At 72.0% G+C, this 15,830-nt stretch carries 18 protein-coding genes; 7 read left to right on the top strand and 11 right to left on the bottom strand.

The features are described 5' to 3' along the window. Nucleotides 1-14 precede the first annotated feature (14 nt). The 6 genes from ABEA87_RS13750 to ABEA87_RS13775 form a co-directional block, all read right to left on the bottom strand. Nucleotides 15-392: a cytidine deaminase gene (locus ABEA87_RS13750; protein ID WP_345629464.1), complete on the bottom strand. Its 378-nt coding sequence runs from the start codon at nt 390-392 to the stop codon at nt 15-17. After that, nucleotides 385-1,668 carry a hemolysin family protein gene (locus tag ABEA87_RS13755; RefSeq protein ID WP_345629466.1) on the bottom strand — a complete coding sequence of 428 codons (1,284 nt, stop codon included), beginning with the start codon at nt 1,666-1,668 and terminating at the stop codon, nt 385-387. The genes ABEA87_RS13750 and ABEA87_RS13755 overlap by 8 nt, the downstream gene beginning before the upstream one ends. Nucleotides 1,669-1,674: 6 nt before the next feature. Next, nucleotides 1,675-2,181, bottom strand: a complete 507-nt coding sequence (gene ybeY, locus ABEA87_RS13760) for an rRNA maturation RNase YbeY (protein ID WP_345629468.1) — start codon at nt 2,179-2,181, stop codon at nt 1,675-1,677. A gap of 279 nt (nt 2,182-2,460) precedes the next feature. Beyond that, nucleotides 2,461-3,543, bottom strand: a complete 1,083-nt coding sequence (locus ABEA87_RS13765) for a PhoH family protein (RefSeq protein ID WP_345629469.1) — start codon at nt 3,541-3,543, stop codon at nt 2,461-2,463. A 123-nt stretch (nt 3,544-3,666) separates the two neighbouring features. Then, the gene (locus tag ABEA87_RS13770) at nt 3,667-5,007 is read right to left on the bottom strand and encodes a serine hydrolase domain-containing protein (RefSeq protein WP_345629471.1); all 1,341 of its coding nucleotides are present in this window, start codon (nt 5,005-5,007) and stop codon (nt 3,667-3,669) included. Beyond that, complete coding sequence (locus ABEA87_RS13775) at nt 5,004-5,354, bottom strand: histidine triad nucleotide-binding protein (protein WP_345629472.1); 351 nt, start codon at nt 5,352-5,354, stop codon at nt 5,004-5,006. Before ABEA87_RS13775 ends, ABEA87_RS13770 begins: the two co-directional genes overlap by 4 nt. A gap of 111 nt (nt 5,355-5,465) precedes the next feature. Here ABEA87_RS13775 and ABEA87_RS13780 point away from each other — a divergent pair, with 111 nt between their 5' ends. After that, the gene (locus tag ABEA87_RS13780) at nt 5,466-5,891 is read left to right on the top strand and encodes a MarR family winged helix-turn-helix transcriptional regulator (protein ID WP_345629474.1); all 426 of its coding nucleotides are present in this window, start codon (nt 5,466-5,468) and stop codon (nt 5,889-5,891) included. Then, entirely contained in the window at nt 5,888-6,631 is a 744-nt protein-coding gene (locus ABEA87_RS13785; RefSeq protein WP_345629475.1) for an SDR family NAD(P)-dependent oxidoreductase, read from the top strand. The genes ABEA87_RS13780 and ABEA87_RS13785 overlap by 4 nt, the downstream gene beginning before the upstream one ends. A 28-nt stretch (nt 6,632-6,659) precedes the next feature. On the opposite strand, the gene ABEA87_RS13790 is transcribed toward ABEA87_RS13785, so the two are convergent. Genes ABEA87_RS13790 through hrcA form a run of 3 tightly spaced genes read right to left on the bottom strand, consistent with a single transcriptional unit; the run spans nt 6,660 to nt 9,578 of the window. After that, entirely contained in the window at nt 6,660-7,367 is a 708-nt protein-coding gene (locus ABEA87_RS13790) for a 16S rRNA (uracil(1498)-N(3))-methyltransferase (protein WP_345629477.1), read from the bottom strand. Between the two features lie 28 nt (nt 7,368-7,395). Further along, a complete protein-coding gene (gene dnaJ / locus ABEA87_RS13795) occupies nt 7,396-8,532 on the bottom strand; it encodes a molecular chaperone DnaJ (RefSeq protein ID WP_345629607.1) in 1,137 nt (378 codons plus the stop codon). Nucleotides 8,533-8,549: 17 nt separating this feature from the next. Further along, complete coding sequence (gene hrcA, locus ABEA87_RS13800; RefSeq protein ID WP_345629479.1) at nt 8,550-9,578, bottom strand: heat-inducible transcriptional repressor HrcA; 1,029 nt, start codon at nt 9,576-9,578, stop codon at nt 8,550-8,552. 154 nt (nt 9,579-9,732) lie between these two features. On the opposite strand from hrcA, the gene ABEA87_RS13805 reads away from it, so the two are divergent. Continuing rightward, nucleotides 9,733-10,431 carry a DUF4870 domain-containing protein gene (locus ABEA87_RS13805; RefSeq protein ID WP_345629481.1) on the top strand — a complete coding sequence of 233 codons (699 nt, stop codon included), beginning with the start codon at nt 9,733-9,735 and terminating at the stop codon, nt 10,429-10,431. Between the two features lie 106 nt (nt 10,432-10,537). Then, a complete protein-coding gene (locus ABEA87_RS13810) occupies nt 10,538-11,161 on the top strand; it encodes a DUF4870 domain-containing protein (protein ID WP_345629483.1) in 624 nt (207 codons plus the stop codon). Between the two features lie 72 nt (nt 11,162-11,233). Here the strand turns inward: ABEA87_RS13810 and hemW are convergent, their stop codons facing one another. Beyond that, the gene (hemW, locus tag ABEA87_RS13815; protein WP_345629485.1) at nt 11,234-12,445 is read right to left on the bottom strand and encodes a radical SAM family heme chaperone HemW; all 1,212 of its coding nucleotides are present in this window, start codon (nt 12,443-12,445) and stop codon (nt 11,234-11,236) included. Nucleotides 12,446-12,463: 18 nt separating this feature from the next. Between hemW and ABEA87_RS13820 the strand changes: the two genes are divergently transcribed. From ABEA87_RS13820 to ABEA87_RS13830, 3 genes are all read left to right on the top strand, one after another. Continuing rightward, complete coding sequence (locus tag ABEA87_RS13820) at nt 12,464-13,348, top strand: enoyl-CoA hydratase-related protein (RefSeq protein WP_345629486.1); 885 nt, start codon at nt 12,464-12,466, stop codon at nt 13,346-13,348. Between the two features lie 87 nt (nt 13,349-13,435). Beyond that, nucleotides 13,436-14,302 (top strand): hypothetical protein, encoded by an 867-nt coding sequence (locus ABEA87_RS13825; RefSeq protein ID WP_425570880.1) that lies wholly within the window; start codon nt 13,436-13,438, stop codon nt 14,300-14,302. A 195-nt stretch (nt 14,303-14,497) separates the two neighbouring features. Further along, nucleotides 14,498-15,421, top strand: coding sequence for a phytanoyl-CoA dioxygenase family protein (locus ABEA87_RS13830; protein ID WP_345629490.1), 924 nt, complete (start codon nt 14,498-14,500; stop codon nt 15,419-15,421). 112 nt (nt 15,422-15,533) lie between these two features. On the opposite strand, the gene ABEA87_RS13835 is transcribed toward ABEA87_RS13830, so the two are convergent. Continuing rightward, nucleotides 15,534-15,815 (bottom strand): GlsB/YeaQ/YmgE family stress response membrane protein, encoded by a 282-nt coding sequence (locus ABEA87_RS13835; RefSeq protein WP_345629491.1) that lies wholly within the window; start codon nt 15,813-15,815, stop codon nt 15,534-15,536. Between the last annotated feature and the right edge of the window lie 15 nt (nt 15,816-15,830).

Genomic DNA, 15,830 nt, shown 5'->3' on the forward strand with positions numbered 1-15,830 from the left:
GGTACGGCCGGACGTCAGTCGGTGATCGAGGCCAGCACCGCCCCGTTCGGTGCGACGAGGTGGATGGCCGCGTCCTTGGTCAGGTCCCGGACGGCAGCCCGCCCCAGATCGTCCAATGTGGACGCCTCGGTGACCACGGCGGCCGCCTCCAGCGTGCTGGCACCCGCGGCGACGGCCGAGGCGACCGCGTACTGCAGCGCGGTGAGGGTCAGCGACGGCAGCGCGATGCTGGCCCCCGCGTAGGTGCGGCCGTCCCCGTCCCGCACCGCCGCGCCCTCCACCGCGCCGATCCGGGCGCGCGCGGACCGGGCCAGGGTCACCAGCTTGTGGTCCTCCGCGGCCAGTTGCTCGGCCATCCGGGGGGCGTCGGCGGGGTTGGGCTCGTCAGGCATCGGCAGGCTGCCTCTCGTCTCTGTTCTCGGGCACCGGTTCCTCCTCGGCGGGGACCCGCCGCACCAGTACCGTATCGATCCGGTTGCGCCGGCCGGTGGTGCCCTCGGCGGTCATCTGCAGCCCACTGACCGTCGCGTCCGCGCCGGGGATCGGTACCCGCCCCAGCTCGTGCGCCATCAGCCCGGCCACCGTCTCCACCTCGTCGTTGGGCAGCTCGACGTCGAACAGCTCGGCGAGGTCCTCCACGGACAGTCGCGCGCTGACCCGGATCGAGCCGTCACCCAGCCGCTCCACCGGCGGCCGTTCGACATCGTACTCATCGGTGATCTCGCCGACGATCTCCTCGAGGATGTCCTCGATGGTGACCAGGCCGGCGGTGCCGCCGTACTCGTCGACGACGATGGCGATGTGGGAGCGGGCCGCCTGCATCTCGGAGAGCAGGTCGTCGACCGCCTTGAACTCGGGCACGAAGGACGCCGCGCGCATCAGGTCGCGGACCTCCTTGGTGTCCTGCGCCCGGACCACGTCCTTGAGGTACAGGATGCCGACCACGTCGTCGATGTTCTCCCCGATCACCGGGATCCGGGAGAAGCCGGAGCGCAGGAACAGCGCCAGCGCCTGGCGGCCGGTCTTGGTCGCCTCGATCCACACCATCTCGGTGCGCGGAACCATCACCTCGCGCACGATCGTGTCGCCGAGGGAGAAGACCGAGTGGATCATTTCGCGCTCACCGTGCTCCACCACGCCACGCGCCTCGGCCAGGTCGACCAGCTCGCGCAGTTCCACCGTGGTGGCGAACGGGCCCTGCCGGAAGCCACGGCCCGGGGTGAACGCGTTGCCGATGAGGATCAGCAACCCGGCCAGCGGCCCCAGCACCCGGCCCAGCCAGAGCACCGGCGGCGCGGCGAACCGGCCCACCGCGTACGCGTGCTGCCGGCCGAGGGTGCGTGGCGCCACCCCGACCACGACGAAGCTCACCACGAGCATGCCGCCGGCGGTCAGCGCGCCGGCCGCCCAGCCCGCGCCCCAGGCGTCGATGGTGACCAGCGCGACCAGCGTGGTGGCGGTCAGTTCGCAGGCCAGCCGCAGCAGGAGCAGCAGGTTGAGGTGGCGCACCACGTCGCCGGCGACGGCCTGCAGGGCCTTGGCCCCGCGGATTCCTTCCCTGGCCATCTCGGCGGCGCGCGCCGGGGAGATCCGAGACAGCGCGGCGTCGCTCATCGCGAACAGCCCCGCCAAAATGATCAACCCGGCGGCCACCAGGAGCAACATCATGCTCTCCTAGGTGGGGTCCGTGACGCCGGGGCGGTCTTCGGGCTCGCGGCCGGCCGCCCGCGCCTGCCAGCCCGACAGCAGCCGGGCCTGCAGACCGAACATCTCGCGCTCCTCCTCCGGCTCGGCGTGGTCGTAGCCGAGCAGGTGCAGCACGCCGTGCACGGTGAGCAGGTGCAGCTCGTCGGCGGTCGAGTGGCCCACGTTGGCGGCCTGTTTCGCGGCCACGTCCGGGCACAGCACGATGTCGCCGAGCAGCGTCGGCTCCGCCCCGGCGCCCTCGCCCGGGCCGTGATCCACGGTGCCCTCGTCCATGGGGAAGGCCAGCACGTCGGTCGGGCCGTCGCCACCCATCCAGCGGTGGTTCAGCTCGGTCATGTACTCCAGGTCGACGAGCAGGACGGACAGCTCGGCGAGCGGATTGACGCCCATCTCGTCCAGGGCGTGCCGGGCCACCGCCAGGATCGCGTCGGTGTCGGTGTCGACCCCTGACTCATTGGCGATTTCGATGGACACTGCCTGCTCCTCTTGTCCCCGCCGGCGATGTTCCGGCGGATGCTTCCTCCGCTCGACCGGTCCGGCTCGGCGCGGCTGACGCCGCCCGACCGGGACCAGTCGCTGCCCCTGTCCGGCCCGCTACCCGCGCGCCGCCGGTCGACACCATGCCGGCCCGGTGGCCCGGACCTACCGGCCCCAGCCGGCCCACCAGTCCCGGCGAGCCCGCCGATCCCGGCAGCCTCGTGGGCCCCGGCAACCTCACCGACCCCGCGGCCGTCCGGTGCCGCCGCGCCGGGACTAGCCGCGCCGCGCGGCACGCCCGTGCGCCGTACGGCTGGCCGGCAGCGTGTGCGGTGCCGGTGCCTCCTGCGCGGCGTCCCATTTGGCGTAGGCATCGACGATCTCGCCGACCAGTCGGTGCCGGACGACATCCGAGCTGGACAACCGCGCGAAGTGTACGTCCTCGACACCTTCCAGGATCTCCTGGACCACGCGCAGGCCGCTGCGGGTGCCGCCGGGCAGGTCCACCTGGGTGACGTCGCCGGTAACCACGATCTTGGAGCCGAAACCGAGCCGGGTCAGGAACATCTTCATCTGCTCCGGCGTGGTGTTCTGCGCCTCGTCCAGGATGATGAACGCGTCGTTGAGCGTCCGGCCGCGCATGTACGCCAGCGGCGCCACCTCGATCGTGCCGGCCTGCATCAGCCGCGGGATCGAGTCCGGGTCGAGCATGTCGTGCAGCGCGTCGTACAGCGGCCGCAGGTACGGATCGATCTTCTCGTACAGCGTGCCGGGCAGGAAGCCCAGCCGCTCGCCGGCCTCCACCGCGGGCCGGGTCAGGATGATCCGGTTGACCTGCTTGGCCTGCAGCGCCGCGACCGCCTTGGCCATGGCCAGGTAGGTCTTGCCGGTGCCGGCCGGACCGATGCCGAAGACGATGGTGTGCTTGTCGATCGCGTCGACATAACGCTTCTGACCGAGGGTCTTGGGCCGGATCGTGCGGCCCCGACGCGAGATGATGTTGAACGTGAGCACTTCGGCGGGCCGCTCGGCGGTGCCCTCCTGGAGCATCCCGACGGTCCGCCGCACGGCGTCTGCGGTCAGTGTCTCGCCCTTCTGGATCAGTTCGAGCAACTCGGCGAATACCCGCTCGGCGAGCGCGTTCTCGGCCGGGCGGCCGGAAATGGTGATCTCATTGCCCCGCACAAGGATGTCGCTGGTGAGGGACTTTTCGAGCAGTTTGAGAATTTCGTCACCCGCACCGAGCAGGCTGACCATCTGCTGAGGATCGGCGACCGAGATCTTGATCTGCGCCCGCGACGCCGCCGCGGTGGGGCCACTGCCGGCCGGGGCCGCGCTGGGGGGTGGGTCGCTTGTCATGGGTCGGCCTCGCGGGCCTGCTGCCACCTTCCGATCGGGCGAGTATCAGGGTTTCCATGGTATCGGCCCGTCGCCCGAACAGCCTCCCCCGGCGCGAGGATCATCGCGTCGCGACCAGGAATCTCAGGAGCCGAAGGTCTGCTGGTCCCGGGTGAACCGGTAGGTCGCCCAGTGCATCCGGATCACCGCGCCGGTGGCCGGGTCCCGGGTCAACCGGAGCAGCTCGCCGACCTCCCGGCCGGAGACGGTACGCAGCAGGTCCGGCTCCAGCTCCTCGAAGATCGCCGGCGGCCGGCCGGACTCGTCGCCGGCACCCCTGGCCCGCAGGGCACCCTCGTGCCAGGAGAAGACGTACTCGCTCCCCTCGCCCCACCAGTGGCCCAGCGCGGACCGGAAGCGCTCCGGGGCGGGGGCGCCCGGCCGCCACGGCTTGATCTCCACCGGATCGTGCTCGGCGGCCTCGGCCAGCAGGGCGTGCGGCAGCGTCAGGGTCTCGGTCGCGGTACCCGACGCGCCGAGCACCGCCACGCCGCAGGCCGGCGGCGCGTCCTTACCCCGCCGCCCGTACACGCCGGCAAGGAAGCCCGGCATGGCGCCGTCGTGCCCGACGTGCATGATCCGCTCTCCCCGCGGCACCAGGATCAGGCCCAGCCCGTACCCGATCCCCCACTGCGTCTCGTCGGTGACCGTGAGCGGCCAGCGCATCTCGTCCAGGGTGGCCGGCCGCAGTACCCGCCCATCGGGATCCATGGCCGCCGGGTCGGCCAGGAACGCCGCCCACCGCGCCAGGTCCGAGGCGGTGCCCCAGAGCTGGGCGGCCGGCCCGACCGCGCCGAAGTCGGTCGACGGCTCCGGGCGGGCCTCGTCGCTGTACGCGTCGACCAGGTACCCGGTGGCCGCCCGGTCGGTCGGGCGCACGGTGGTGCCGGACAGCCCCAGCGGGCCCAGGATCTCGTCGGCCAGCACCTCTTCCCAGGTGCCGCCGCGCAGCCGGCCGACCAGGTACCCGAGGATGGCCACGCTCAGGTTCGAGTAGTGGAACCGGCGGGCCGGCGGCAGTACGCGCTCGGCCCGGGCCAGGTCGGCGAGCAGCGCCTGGGTGTCCGGCGCGCGCATCGAGTCCCACACGTCCCCGAACGGCTCGCGCTGCAGGCCGGAGGTGTGCGAGAGCAGCCGGCGGATCGGCAGCTCGCCGTGGGCCGGCAGGTCCACGTGCCGGCCCACCGGGTCGTCGAGATCCAGCAGGCCGTCGTCCCGGCAGCGCATGACCAGCGCGGCGGTGAAGGTCTTGGTGACCGAGCCGATGCGGAACTGAGTGTCCGGTTCCGCACCGATCTCGTGGTGCCACAGCGGGCGGTCGGCGCGGTGCAGGGCCACCGCGAGGGCGGGAATGCGGCCGTCGCGCTGGGCCCGCTGGGCCAGCCGCGCGTACCGCTGGGTGGGTTCGGAGGGCTGGAAGGTCACGCGCAGAGCATAGGACCAAGCGGCTTGCCGCCCAGCACGTGCGCGTGCACGTGGGCCACCTCCTGGCCGCTGTCCGGCCCGGAGTTGAACATCACCCGGTACCCGCGCTCCTCGATTCCCTCGCCGCGGGCCACCTCGGCGGCCGCGCCGAGCACTTCGCCGGCCAGGGCCGGGTCGGCGGCGGCGACCGCCGCGACGTCCACGTGGTGCTCCTTGGTGATGACCAGCACGTGTACCGGCGCCTTCGGCGCGATGTCCCGGAAGGCGAGGGTGCCCGGCGTCTCGTGGACCACGGTGGCCGGGATCTCCCCGGCCACGATCCGGCAGAACAGGCAGTTGTCGACCATGGCAGGCAACTTACAGTGCGCCTCCATCGCGCACCCGGAACGGATCACACGTTAGCCAGCTAATGATACGGTTAGCCGGCTAACGGTGTGCGGTCAAGTAGCGTAGGGGCCGTGCAACGCGACGAGTTCCAGTCCGCGTTCTGGGCGACGAAGAAGGCCATGGCCGAGGCGGCCGAGGCCGCCTTCAATCAGCACGGGGTCCGGGCCGGCCAGCAGTTCATCCTGGAGTGCCTGTGGGAGGCCGACGGGCAGACCCCGGGCGAACTGGCCAAGCGACTCGAGCTGGCCACGCCGACGGTGACCCGGGCGGCCACCCGGATGGAGGCGGCCGGCCTGCTGCGCCGCGAGGCTCACCCGCACGACGCCCGGCTGGTGCGGCTCTGCCTCACCGAGCGGGGCCGCCACCTGGAGAAGACGCTCGAACAGGAGCGGCTCCGGCTGACCGACCGCGCCCTGAACGGCCTGTCGAACGAGCAGCGCGAGCAGCTGATCCGGCTGCTGGAGACCATCCACACCAACCTGGGAGGGCGCAAGTGAGCCGAGCGGTACTGATCACCGGAGCATCGCGGGGCATCGGGCGGGCCGCCGCCATCGCCTTCGCGGAGCTTGGCGACCGGGTGGCGGTACATCACCGGGACTCCGTCGGGCTGGCCGAGAAGCTCGTGGCCGACCTGCCCGGCACCGGCCACCTGGCGGTGCAGGCGGACGTGGCCGACCCCGAGGCGGTACGCGCCATGGTCGACACGGCCGCCGAGGCGCTGGGCGGGATCGACGTTCTGGTGAACAGCGCCGGCCAGTACACGCCGCACCGGATCACCGAGGTGACCTACGAGCAGTGGCAGGAGCAGTGGCGCCGTACCGTCGACGTCAACCTGATCGGCGCCGCCAACGTCACATACTGCGCGGTCAAGCACATGAAGTCGGGCGGCGCGATAGTCAACGTGTCCTCGCGCGGCGCGTTCCGGGGTGAGCCGGGCCAGCCGGCCTACGGCGCCACCAAGGCCGGGCTCAACGCGATGGGCCAGTCGCTCGCGGTGGCGCTGGGCCCGCTGGGCATCCAGGTGGCCACGGTGGCGCCCGGGTTCGTCGAGACGGACATGGGCAACGTGCACCTGAAGTCGCCGCGCGGGCCGGAGATCCGGGCGCAGAGCCCGTTCAACCGGGTGGCCCAGCCGGAGGAGATCGCCGCCGCGATCGTCTGGCTGGCCTCGCCGGAGGCGCAGTGGGCCAGCGGGACGGTCGTCGACCTCAACGGCGCCTCCTACCTGCGCACCTGACCGCCGCACCGGCCGCCCCTGCCCGGAGCTACCAGCGGCCGAGCCGCGCCGACAGGACGGCGAGGGCGGCCACCCCGGCCGTCGAGGTACGCAGCACCTCCGCGCCCAGCCGCACCGGTACCGCGCCGGCGGCGGCGAACGCCTCCAGTTCCTGCGGCGCGATGCCCCCCTCGGGCCCGACCACCAGCACGACGTCGCCGTGTCCGGGAAGCTCCACGGCCGACAGCGGCACCTGGGCGCCGGCGTCCAGCACGAGGGTGGCCCGGGCGGCCAGGGCCGGCGTGGACAGCGGCGCCGGTATCGACGGGATCCGGCTGCGACGGGCCTGCTTGGCCGCCTCCCGGGCGGTGGCCCGCCACCGGACCAGCGGCTTCTCGTCGCGCCAGATCGCCACCGAGCGGGCGGCCTGCCAGGGCACTATCTCGTCCACCCCGGCCTCGGTCATCGCCTGGACCGCCAGCTCGCCCCGCTCCCCCTTGGCGATGCCCTGCGCCACCACCAGCCTGGGGTCGGGCGGCTCGGCGTACCGGCGCGCTGCGATGGACAGGTCGAGGGCGCCGCGCCGGGCGGCCGTGACCTCCGCCCGCGCCGTACCGCCCCGGCCGTCGGCCAGCAGCAACTCCTCGCCCACGCGCAGCCGCGCCACGTCGGCGGCGTGGTGCCCCTCCGGCCCGTCGAGCGTGAACTCCCCGCCCTCCGGCAGCGCCTCGACCAGGAACAGCGCGAGGCTGCTCACCGCCGGCCCACCGGTCGGAGTCCGCGGCTCACGCGTGACCGTTGAACGCGTCACGCCAACGGGAGAAGAAGCCACCCTGCTTGCTCAGCTCGGCGACCTCCTCGCCCCGGGTCTTGGCGAAGTCGCGCAGCATCCGCTCCTGGTCAGGGGTGAGCTTGGTCGGGGTACGCACGTCGAGGTGCACGAACAGGTCGCCCCGGCCGGTGCCGCGCAGGTGCGGCACGCCCTTGCCCCGGATCCGCACGGTGGACGCCGGCTGGGTGCCCGCACGCAGGTCGAGGTTCTCCTCGCCGTCCAGGGTCTTGATGGTCAGCCGGGTGCCCAGGGCGGCGGCCGTCATCGGGACCGTGACCCGGCAGTGCAGGTCGTCGCCCTTGCGGGAGAACACGTCGTGCTGCCGCTCGTGGATCTCCACGTACAGGTCGCCGGGCGGGCCGCCACCGGGGCCCACCTCGCCCTGACCGGCCAGCCGGATGCGCATCTGGTCCTCGACCCCGGCCGGGATCTTCACGGTCAGCGTCCGGCGGCTGCGGACCCGGCCATCGCCGGCGCAGGTCGGGCACGGGTTCGGGATCACCGTGCCGTAGCCGCCGCAGTTGCCGCACGGCCGGGAGGAGACCACCTGGCCGAGGAAGGTCCGCTGCACCGACTGGACCTCGCCGCGCCCGCCGCACACGTCGCAGGTGGCGACGTGGGTGCCGGCCGCGGTACCCGCGCCCTGGCAGGTCTGGCAGGTCACCGCCGTGTCGACGGTGATCGGGGCCTCGACCCCGAACGCCGTCTCGTGCAGGTCGAGGGGCAGCGGCAGGATCGCGTCGGAGCCAGGCCGGGTGCGCGGACGCGGGCCGCGAGACCCGGTCGCACCGCCGAAGAAGGCGTCCATGATGTCCTGGAAGCCGACGAACGCGCCGCCCGCCCCGGGCCCACCGGGGCCGCCGCCGCCACCGGGCGCCAGCGGGTCCCCGCCGACGTCGACGATCTGGCGCTTCCGGTCGTCGGACAGCACCTCGTACGCGGCGTTGATCTCCTTGAACCGCTCGTGGGCCTCCGGGTCCGGATTCACGTCCGGGTGGTACTGCCGAGCCAGCTTGCGGTACGCCCGCTTGATCTCGTCGGCGGTGGCGTCCTTTGCCACACCGAGGATGCCGTAGTAGTCCTTGGCCACCGTTGTCATGCCCTCATTCAGTTCTGCGCCAGGATTTCACCGACGTATCGCGCCACGGCGCTGACCGTGGCGATCGTGCCCGGGTAGTCCATGCGGGTTGGACCCAACACGCCCATTCCGCCAACCACCGTGCTGCCCGGTCCGTAGCCGGTGCTGACCACCGACGTGGCCCGCAGATGCTCGATCTCGTTCTCGTCGCCGATCAGGACCCTCGTCGCGGTGATGTCCTGCTCGGCCGATCCGATCAGCTTGAGCAGCACGACCTCCTCCTCGAGGGCTTCGAGGATCGGCCGAAGCGATCCCTGAAAGTCCAGGATGCCACCACGCGTCAGGTTCGCCGTACCGGCCAGCGCGATCCGCTCCTCGGTCCGCTCCACCAGCGTCTCCAGGAGCACGCTGGCCAGGGTCGACATGGCCCTCCGCAGGCCCGAGTCGGTCTCCTCGACCAGGTCCTGCACCAGCGGCGGCGTATCGACCAGCCGCTCGCCGCCGAGCTTCTCGTTGATCGCCGTACGCAGCCGGAGCACGTCGGCCTCGGGCACCGGATCGGGCATCTCCACCAGGCGCTGCTCCACCCGTCCAGTATCGGCGATCATGACGAGCATGATCCGGGTGGTGGACACGGGCACCAGTTCCAGGTGGCGCACCGAGGAGCGGGACAGGCTCGGGAACTGCACGACCGCCACCTGACGGGTCAGCTGCGCCAGCAGCCGGACCGTGCGGTGCACCACGTCGTCCAGGTCGACCGCGCCGACCAGGAACCGCTCGATGGCCCGGCGCTCCGCCGGGGACAGCGGCTTGATCCGCGAGAGCTTGTCCACGAACAGCCGGTAGCCCCGGTCGGTGGGCACCCGGCCGGCGCTGGTGTGCGGCTGGCGGATATAGCCCTCGTCCTCCAGCACCGCCATGTCGTTGCGGATGGTGGCCGGCGACACCCGCAGGTGGTGCCGCTCGACGAGCGCCTTGCTGCCGACCGGCTCCTGGGTCGAGACATAGTCCTGGACAATCGCCCGCAGCACGTCAAGCTTCCGGTCGTCGAGACTCATCGACCACCCCTCTCCGCCCGTCGTCGGCTGCTGGCACTCGGCGTTTGTGAGTGCCAGTCTACTTCCGGTCGAGCGGCGCAGGGGATCGGCGCGTCGTCCGATTCCCGCATACCCCTCCTGGCGTCCCCCTTGCCGTACCCCTACCGTGACGCACATGACCCAACCACCCACCCCACCATGGGACGAAACGCAGGCCGGCGGGCAGCCGGGATCGGGCGCGCCGGCGGGGTCGGGCGCGCCGGGGTCCGGCGTGCCGCCCCAGCCGGGACCGGCCGGGCCGGGCCCCACTCAGCCGGGTTACGGCCAGCCGGGCCAGCCGGGCCAGTCCGGCCCGGGCGGCGCGCCGGGTTACGGGCAGTCCGGCCCGGGCGGAGCGCCGGGTTACGGGCAGCCCTACGGGTACCCCCCGCCCGGGTACTCGACCGGGCCCGGCCAGCAGCAGCCGGGCCCGCCACCACCCGGCTACCCCTCCTCCCAGGACAAGACCTGGGCGCTGGTCGCGCACTTTGGCGGGGCGGTCGGCGCGGTCGTCGGCGGCGGCCTGCTCGGCTTCGTCGCGCCGTTGATCGCGCTGCAGGGACGCGGCAACCAGTCCCCGGCCGTGCGGGCGCACGCGGCCGCGGCGCTGAACTTCTTCGGCCCGGCCAGCGCGGTCGCGCTGATCCTGATCGTGGTCCGCATTTGCGTGGGCGCGTCGGGCGGCTGGCTGTTCACCGGGGCCGCCCACGCGCTGCTGAACCTCGCCCTGGGGGCCGTGGTGGTGCTCAGCGCGATCTTCGGCGTGGTCGGCGGGCTGCGGGCCAACGACGGCGAGCTGTACAAGTACCCGGTCAGCTACCCGGTCGTCCGTTGACCTATCGCGCGCCGTCCGCTCTGTCCACCCCTGAGCGGCAACTGTCGACAACTGGTCATCCGGGCTGTCTGGCGCGCGGTTGATTGGGCCACCTACCGTGACGGACATGACCGAACCCCCCAGCCCCACCTGGGATCCCGGCGCCGCAGGCGGCCAGCCCCAGGATCCCTCCGCGCCCCCGCAAGGCTTCCAGCCGCCGCGCCAGCAGCCGCCCGGCCAACCGCAGGACGGCCCGGCGTGGGACGCCACCGCGCCCGGCGGTTACCCGCCGGGCGGCTATCCCCAGGGCGGCGGCGCGCCGGGCGGCTACCCGCCGGGCGGCATGCCCCCGGGCGGCTACCCGCCGCCGACGTACTACCCGCCCACGAGCCCGCCGCCGCTGGGCTACGCCACCGCCGACGACAAGACCTGGGCCCTGATCGCCCACTTCGGCGGCGCCGCCGGCATGTTCATCAGTGGCTTCCTCGGCTGGGTGGCTCCGCTGATCGCGCTGGTGAACAAGGGCAACCAGTCGCCGACCGTGCGCGCGCACGCGGTGGCCGCGCTGAACTTCCACCTGACCTGGACGATCGTCGCGGTGGTCGGCTACATCACGCTGTGCTTCTTCATCGGCTTCATCATCCTGCCGATCGCCTGGCTCGTCGGAGTCATCCTGGGCATCATCGGCGGGCTGCGCGCCAACGAAGGGCAGCTGTACCACTACCCGATGTCGATATCCATAGTGAAGTAGATCCGATCGTCCCCGGAGACCGGTGAGTCTTCCCGGCTGGGAACTCACCGGTATCACCCGCCCGGTGCCGGCTCACGGCAGCAGGTCACGCACCACCGCGTCGGCCAGCAGCCGGCCGCGCAGCGTCAGCACGGCCGCCCCGGCCGAGTAGCGTGCCGGGTCCAGCAGACCGTCCCCGAGTGCCCGCCCAGCCGCCTCCCGCCCCGCTACGTCCAATGTGGACAAGGGGAGCCCGCCGGCCAGCCGCAGCCGCAGCATGACCTCCTCGGTCTGGCGCTCGTCCTTGGTGAGCAGTTCCCGACCCTGCCCCGGCGACCCGCCCCGGGCCAGCCGGTCGGCGTACGCCGACGGATGCTTCACGTTCCACCAGCGGACCCCGCCGACGTGGCTGTGCGCACCCGGGCCCAGCCCCCACCAGTCCCCGCCGTCCCAGTAGATGAGATTGTGCCGGCAGCGCGCCGCCTCGCCGGCCGCCCAGTTGGACACCTCGTACCAGTCGAGCCCGGCCTCGGACAGCGTGTAGTCCGCCGCCAGGTACCGGTCGGCCGCCACGTCGTCGTCCGGGTACGGCAGCTCCCCCCGGCGCATCCGGGCCGCCATCCGGGTGCCGTCCTCCACTATCAGGGCGTACGCGCTGACGTGATCCACGCCCGCGTCGAGCACCGCCTGCAGGGAACCGGCGAAGTCCGCCGAGGTCTCCCCCGGCGTTCCGTAGATCAAGTCGAGGTTGACGTGCTCGAACCCGGCGTCGCGCGCCTCCCGCGCGGCCTGGATGGCCCGGCCCGGGGTGTGCCGGCGATCCAGCACCCGCAGCACGTGCGGGGCGGCGGACTGCATGCCCAGCGAGATCCGGGTGAACCCGGCCCGGCGCAGCCGCGCCAGGGAGTCGGGCGTGACCGATTCGGGATTGGCCTCGGTGGTCACCTCGGCGCCCGGGGCCAACCCCCAGGTCCGGTCGATCCCTTCCAGAATCCGGCCGAGTTCGGCGGGAGGGAGCAGGGTCGGGGTGCCGCCGCCGAAGAACACGGTGTCCACCCGGGGCACCGAGCCGTCGAGCGCCCGGGCCGCCAGGGCCAACTCCGACAGCACCGTGTCGGCGTACCCGGCGGAGTCCACCCCCTCGCCCGGCGCGTACGTGTTGAAGTCGCAGTACCCGCACCTGGACGCGCAGAACGGCACGTGCACGTACACGCCGAAACCGCGCGCGCCGACGTCGGCGGTGGCTGAGGCCGGCAACCCGCCGTCGAAAGGAACCGGCTCACCGTCCGGCAACGCTCCAGGCATACCTACTAGTGTGCCGTCATGGGTTCTGAAGCCTCGCCGGTCCAGGTCGACATCGAGCGCGGGGTGGCCCGCGTCACGATGAACAGCCCACACAACCGCAACGCCCTGTCCGGGGCCATGATCGACGGCTTGATCGACGCGGTGGAGGCGGCGGTCGCCGATCCCGCGGTCCGGGTCCTCGTGCTGACCCACACCGGCCCGGTGTTCTGCTCCGGAGCCGACCTCAAGGAGACCGCGGCCGCACTCGCGGGCCAGGGCGGTCCGGCCGACCCCGCGGCCCAGGGCGGTCCGGCCGACCCCGCGGCCCAGGGCGGGTCCATGATCGGCGGGCGGGGCGGCGCCGAGGGGCCCGGGCCGGTGCCGGCCGGCCGGCTCGGCGAGTTGATCGCCACTATCTGTGAGTGCCCGAAGCCGGTGCTCGCCCGGATCGCCGGGCCGGCCCGGGCCGGCGGCCTCGGCCTGATCGCCGCCGCCGACCTCGCGGTCTGCGCTACCGAGGCGAGTTTCGCGTTCACCGAGGTCCGGGTCGGCGTGATCCCGGCGGTGATCTCGGCGGTGGTGCTGCCGCGGCTCACCCCCCGGGCCGCGGCCGAGTTGTACCTGACCGGGGAGCCCTTCGACGGCGCCCGGGCGGAGCGGATCGGGCTGGTGACCGCCGCGGTACCGGCGGCCGAACTGGACGCCGCGACCGACCGGTACGTCGAGGCGCTGCGCCGCGGGGCTCCCGGCGCCATGGCCGGGGCGAAGAGCCTGCTCCTGCGGGAGGCGACTGCTACCCTCCGTGATGATCTGGCCGATCTCACCGAGCTGTCGATCGCCTATTTCGGGTCGGCCGAGGGTATCGAGGGCATGTTGGCCTTCCGGGAAAAGCGGGACCCAGGCTGGATTTCGCAGTCCTTATAGGTGATTACCGATCATCCCAGCTAATAGAGTCGCTGAGCGTAGCGTGTAATTCCGGCGTACTCTGACCGTGTCCGACCACTGTGGAGGATTACCGTGCGTATCCGGGTCGTTCTCGCGGTCTTCGCCGCGTTGGCCTTAATCGCCGGTGTCGGCATATACGTCGCGGTTCGAACCCTCGGCAGCGGAGCGCTGCACCTGATCACGCAGCAGTGCGTGGTCAACGCGAGCGGCAAGGCCACCCTGGAGCCGGCTCAGATGGCCAACGCCGCCACCATCGCCGCGGTCGGCCTCCGGCGCGGGCTGCCCACCCGGGCCGTGGTGATCGCCCTGGCCACCGCCATGCAGGAGTCGAAGCTGCAGAACCTGGCCGGCGGCGACCGCGACTCGATCGGCCTGTTCCAGCAGCGGCCCAGCCAGAACTGGGGGACCCCGCAGGAGATCGCCGACCCGCGCTACGCGGCCGGCGCCTTCTACGACGCTCTGCAGCGGGTGAACGACTGGCAGGAGGACTCGATCTCGGACGCCGCGCAGTCGGTGCAGCACTCCGCCGACGGCTCGGCCTACCAGCAGTGGGCCGACGAGGCCCAGGTGCTCGCCAACGCCCTGTCCGGCGACGCGGCCAGCGCCGTGGCCTGCACGATCACCGCTAAACCCGCGGTCCGCGGCACAGCCGCCCTGGGCGCGCTGGAGCAGAGCCTCGCGGCGGACTGGGGCGAGGTGGACAGCGTGACCGACGCCAGCCTGCCCGGGCTGGAGCTGAGCGTGAGCGAGACGCGCGACGGCTGGCAGTTGGCGCACTGGCTGGTTTCACACGCGGCTGACCAGAACGTTAAGAGTGTGCGGTTCGGCGGCGAGGAGTGGACCGCCAAGGCCGGCGCCTGGACCCACGCGTCGGGCAACCTCACGCTCGCCGCCGGTGACCAAGTCGTCGCCGAAGTTTATCCGCAGAGTTAGCTTACGAGTTCATTCTGTAAGCTCCTGGCGCCTTGCAGCCGTTATAGAGCAACGGAAACGGCGCTCATTCAACGATCAGCGCTCGCCGATGCCGGCGAGCCGGTCCAATTGCAGCGCGTTACCATCGGGAGTCTTCGTCGCCACCCGGGCGCGCGCCGGGGGGAGGCAGCATCGTTGAGGGAGGGCAGTAACACCATGGAGGCAGCCAAGCCTGCTGCGTTCGACTACGACGGCCGGACCGGTTACGAGCCGATCAGTGAGGTCGATCGCAAGGAGTTTTTGGAGCAGGGCTTCTTGCTGCTCCGCAATGTACTGACCGAGGACCACCGGGCGGCGCTGGAAGAGGCCGTCGACCGCGTGTACGCGGAGGAGAAGGCGGCGGGTCGCACCACCAAGGACGGCACCCTGCACCTGCTCGGCTTCCTGGACCGTGACGAGCTGTTCGGCGAGCTGCTCACGCACCCGATCGCGTTCCCGTACATGTGGGGCCTGGCCGGCTGGAACATCTACACCCACCACAACCACCTCGACGTGACCCCGCCGGCCCTGGAGCCGGAGAAGCCGTACTGGGGTTGGCACCAGGACGGGTACCGGCAGAACTCCGACCCGGAGACCATGGACCCGAACGTGCCCCGGCCGATGTTCTCGCTCAAGGTCGCCTACGTCCTGTCCGACCTTTCGGAGACGGGCCGCGGCGCCACCAAGGTGATCCCCGGCAGCCACCTGTGGAACTCGCTGCCCCGCCCGGCCGACCTGAGCGTTCACAACCCGGACCCCGAGGGCACCGTCGAGATCACCGCCAACCCCGGTGACGCGTTCATCTTCGACCGCCGGCAGTGGCACTCGCGCTCGACGAACCTGTCGAACATCACCCGCAAGATGCTGTTCGTCGGTTACACGTACCGGTGGATCCGCCCGCTCGACGAGCTGCACCCGGACCCGAACAGCCCCTGGTGGACCAACCGGACCCCGGTGCAGCGCCAGCTGCTGGGCGAGGGCACCCACACCGCCAACTACTGGGGCATCAACTGGGACGGGTACATCGACGACGAGATCCCGCTGCGCAAGGAGCTCAAGACCCGCGGCCTGCTCGACCGCAGCGTTCCCTGGCTGCGCTGAGCTCCTGGCCCGACGTCACCGAGGCCCGCTCCGGACTCCCGGAGCGGGCCTCGGTCGCATTTCCAGCTGATCGTTGGTGCGCTCGCGTTCCGGCCGGAGCCGGGGACGCTCGCTACCGGTGACTCAGAGTCCTCCGGCCTCCACCGATGCCGCTGACCAGCGCCACGCCCAGTGCCGCCACACCGATCTGGATGAAGAACTCGATCCAGTCGAAGCCCGAGGTGTCGGCCACGCCGACAGCCTTCGCCACGGCCGTGCCGATGAAGGCCGCGACGATACCGACAATGATGGTGAGCCAGATCGGGATGTTCTGCCGGCCCGGAATCACCAGGCGCCCCAGCGCGCCGATGACCAGACCGACCAGGATCGCTGAGATGATGCCTGCCACAGTCACGGGATCCTCCTCAAC

This window comes from Rugosimonospora acidiphila (assembly GCF_039543385.1).
In the GTDB taxonomy this organism is placed as follows: domain Bacteria; phylum Actinomycetota; class Actinomycetes; order Mycobacteriales; family Micromonosporaceae; genus Rugosimonospora; species Rugosimonospora acidiphila.

Coding starts and splice junctions, on each gene's coding strand:
- ABEA87_RS13750 (WP_345629464.1), bottom strand. CDS start 392: ATGCCTGACGAGCCCAACCCCGCCGACGCCCCCCGGATGGCCGAGCAA.
- ABEA87_RS13755 (WP_345629466.1), bottom strand. CDS start 1,668: ATGATGTTGCTCCTGGTGGCCGCCGGGTTGATCATTTTGGCGGGGCTG.
- ABEA87_RS13765 (WP_345629469.1), bottom strand. CDS start 3,543: ATGACAAGCGACCCACCCCCCAGCGCGGCCCCGGCCGGCAGTGGCCCC.
- ABEA87_RS13775 (WP_345629472.1), bottom strand. CDS start 5,354: ATGGTCGACAACTGCCTGTTCTGCCGGATCGTGGCCGGGGAGATCCCG.
- hrcA (WP_345629479.1), bottom strand. CDS start 9,578: ATGAGTCTCGACGACCGGAAGCTTGACGTGCTGCGGGCGATTGTCCAG.
- ABEA87_RS13805 (WP_345629481.1), top strand. CDS start 9,733: ATGACCCAACCACCCACCCCACCATGGGACGAAACGCAGGCCGGCGGG.
- ABEA87_RS13810 (WP_345629483.1), top strand. CDS start 10,538: ATGACCGAACCCCCCAGCCCCACCTGGGATCCCGGCGCCGCAGGCGGC.
- hemW (WP_345629485.1), bottom strand. CDS start 12,445: ATGCCTGGAGCGTTGCCGGACGGTGAGCCGGTTCCTTTCGACGGCGGG.
- ABEA87_RS13820 (WP_345629486.1), top strand. CDS start 12,464: ATGGGTTCTGAAGCCTCGCCGGTCCAGGTCGACATCGAGCGCGGGGTG.
- ABEA87_RS13830 (WP_345629490.1), top strand. CDS start 14,498: ATGGAGGCAGCCAAGCCTGCTGCGTTCGACTACGACGGCCGGACCGGT.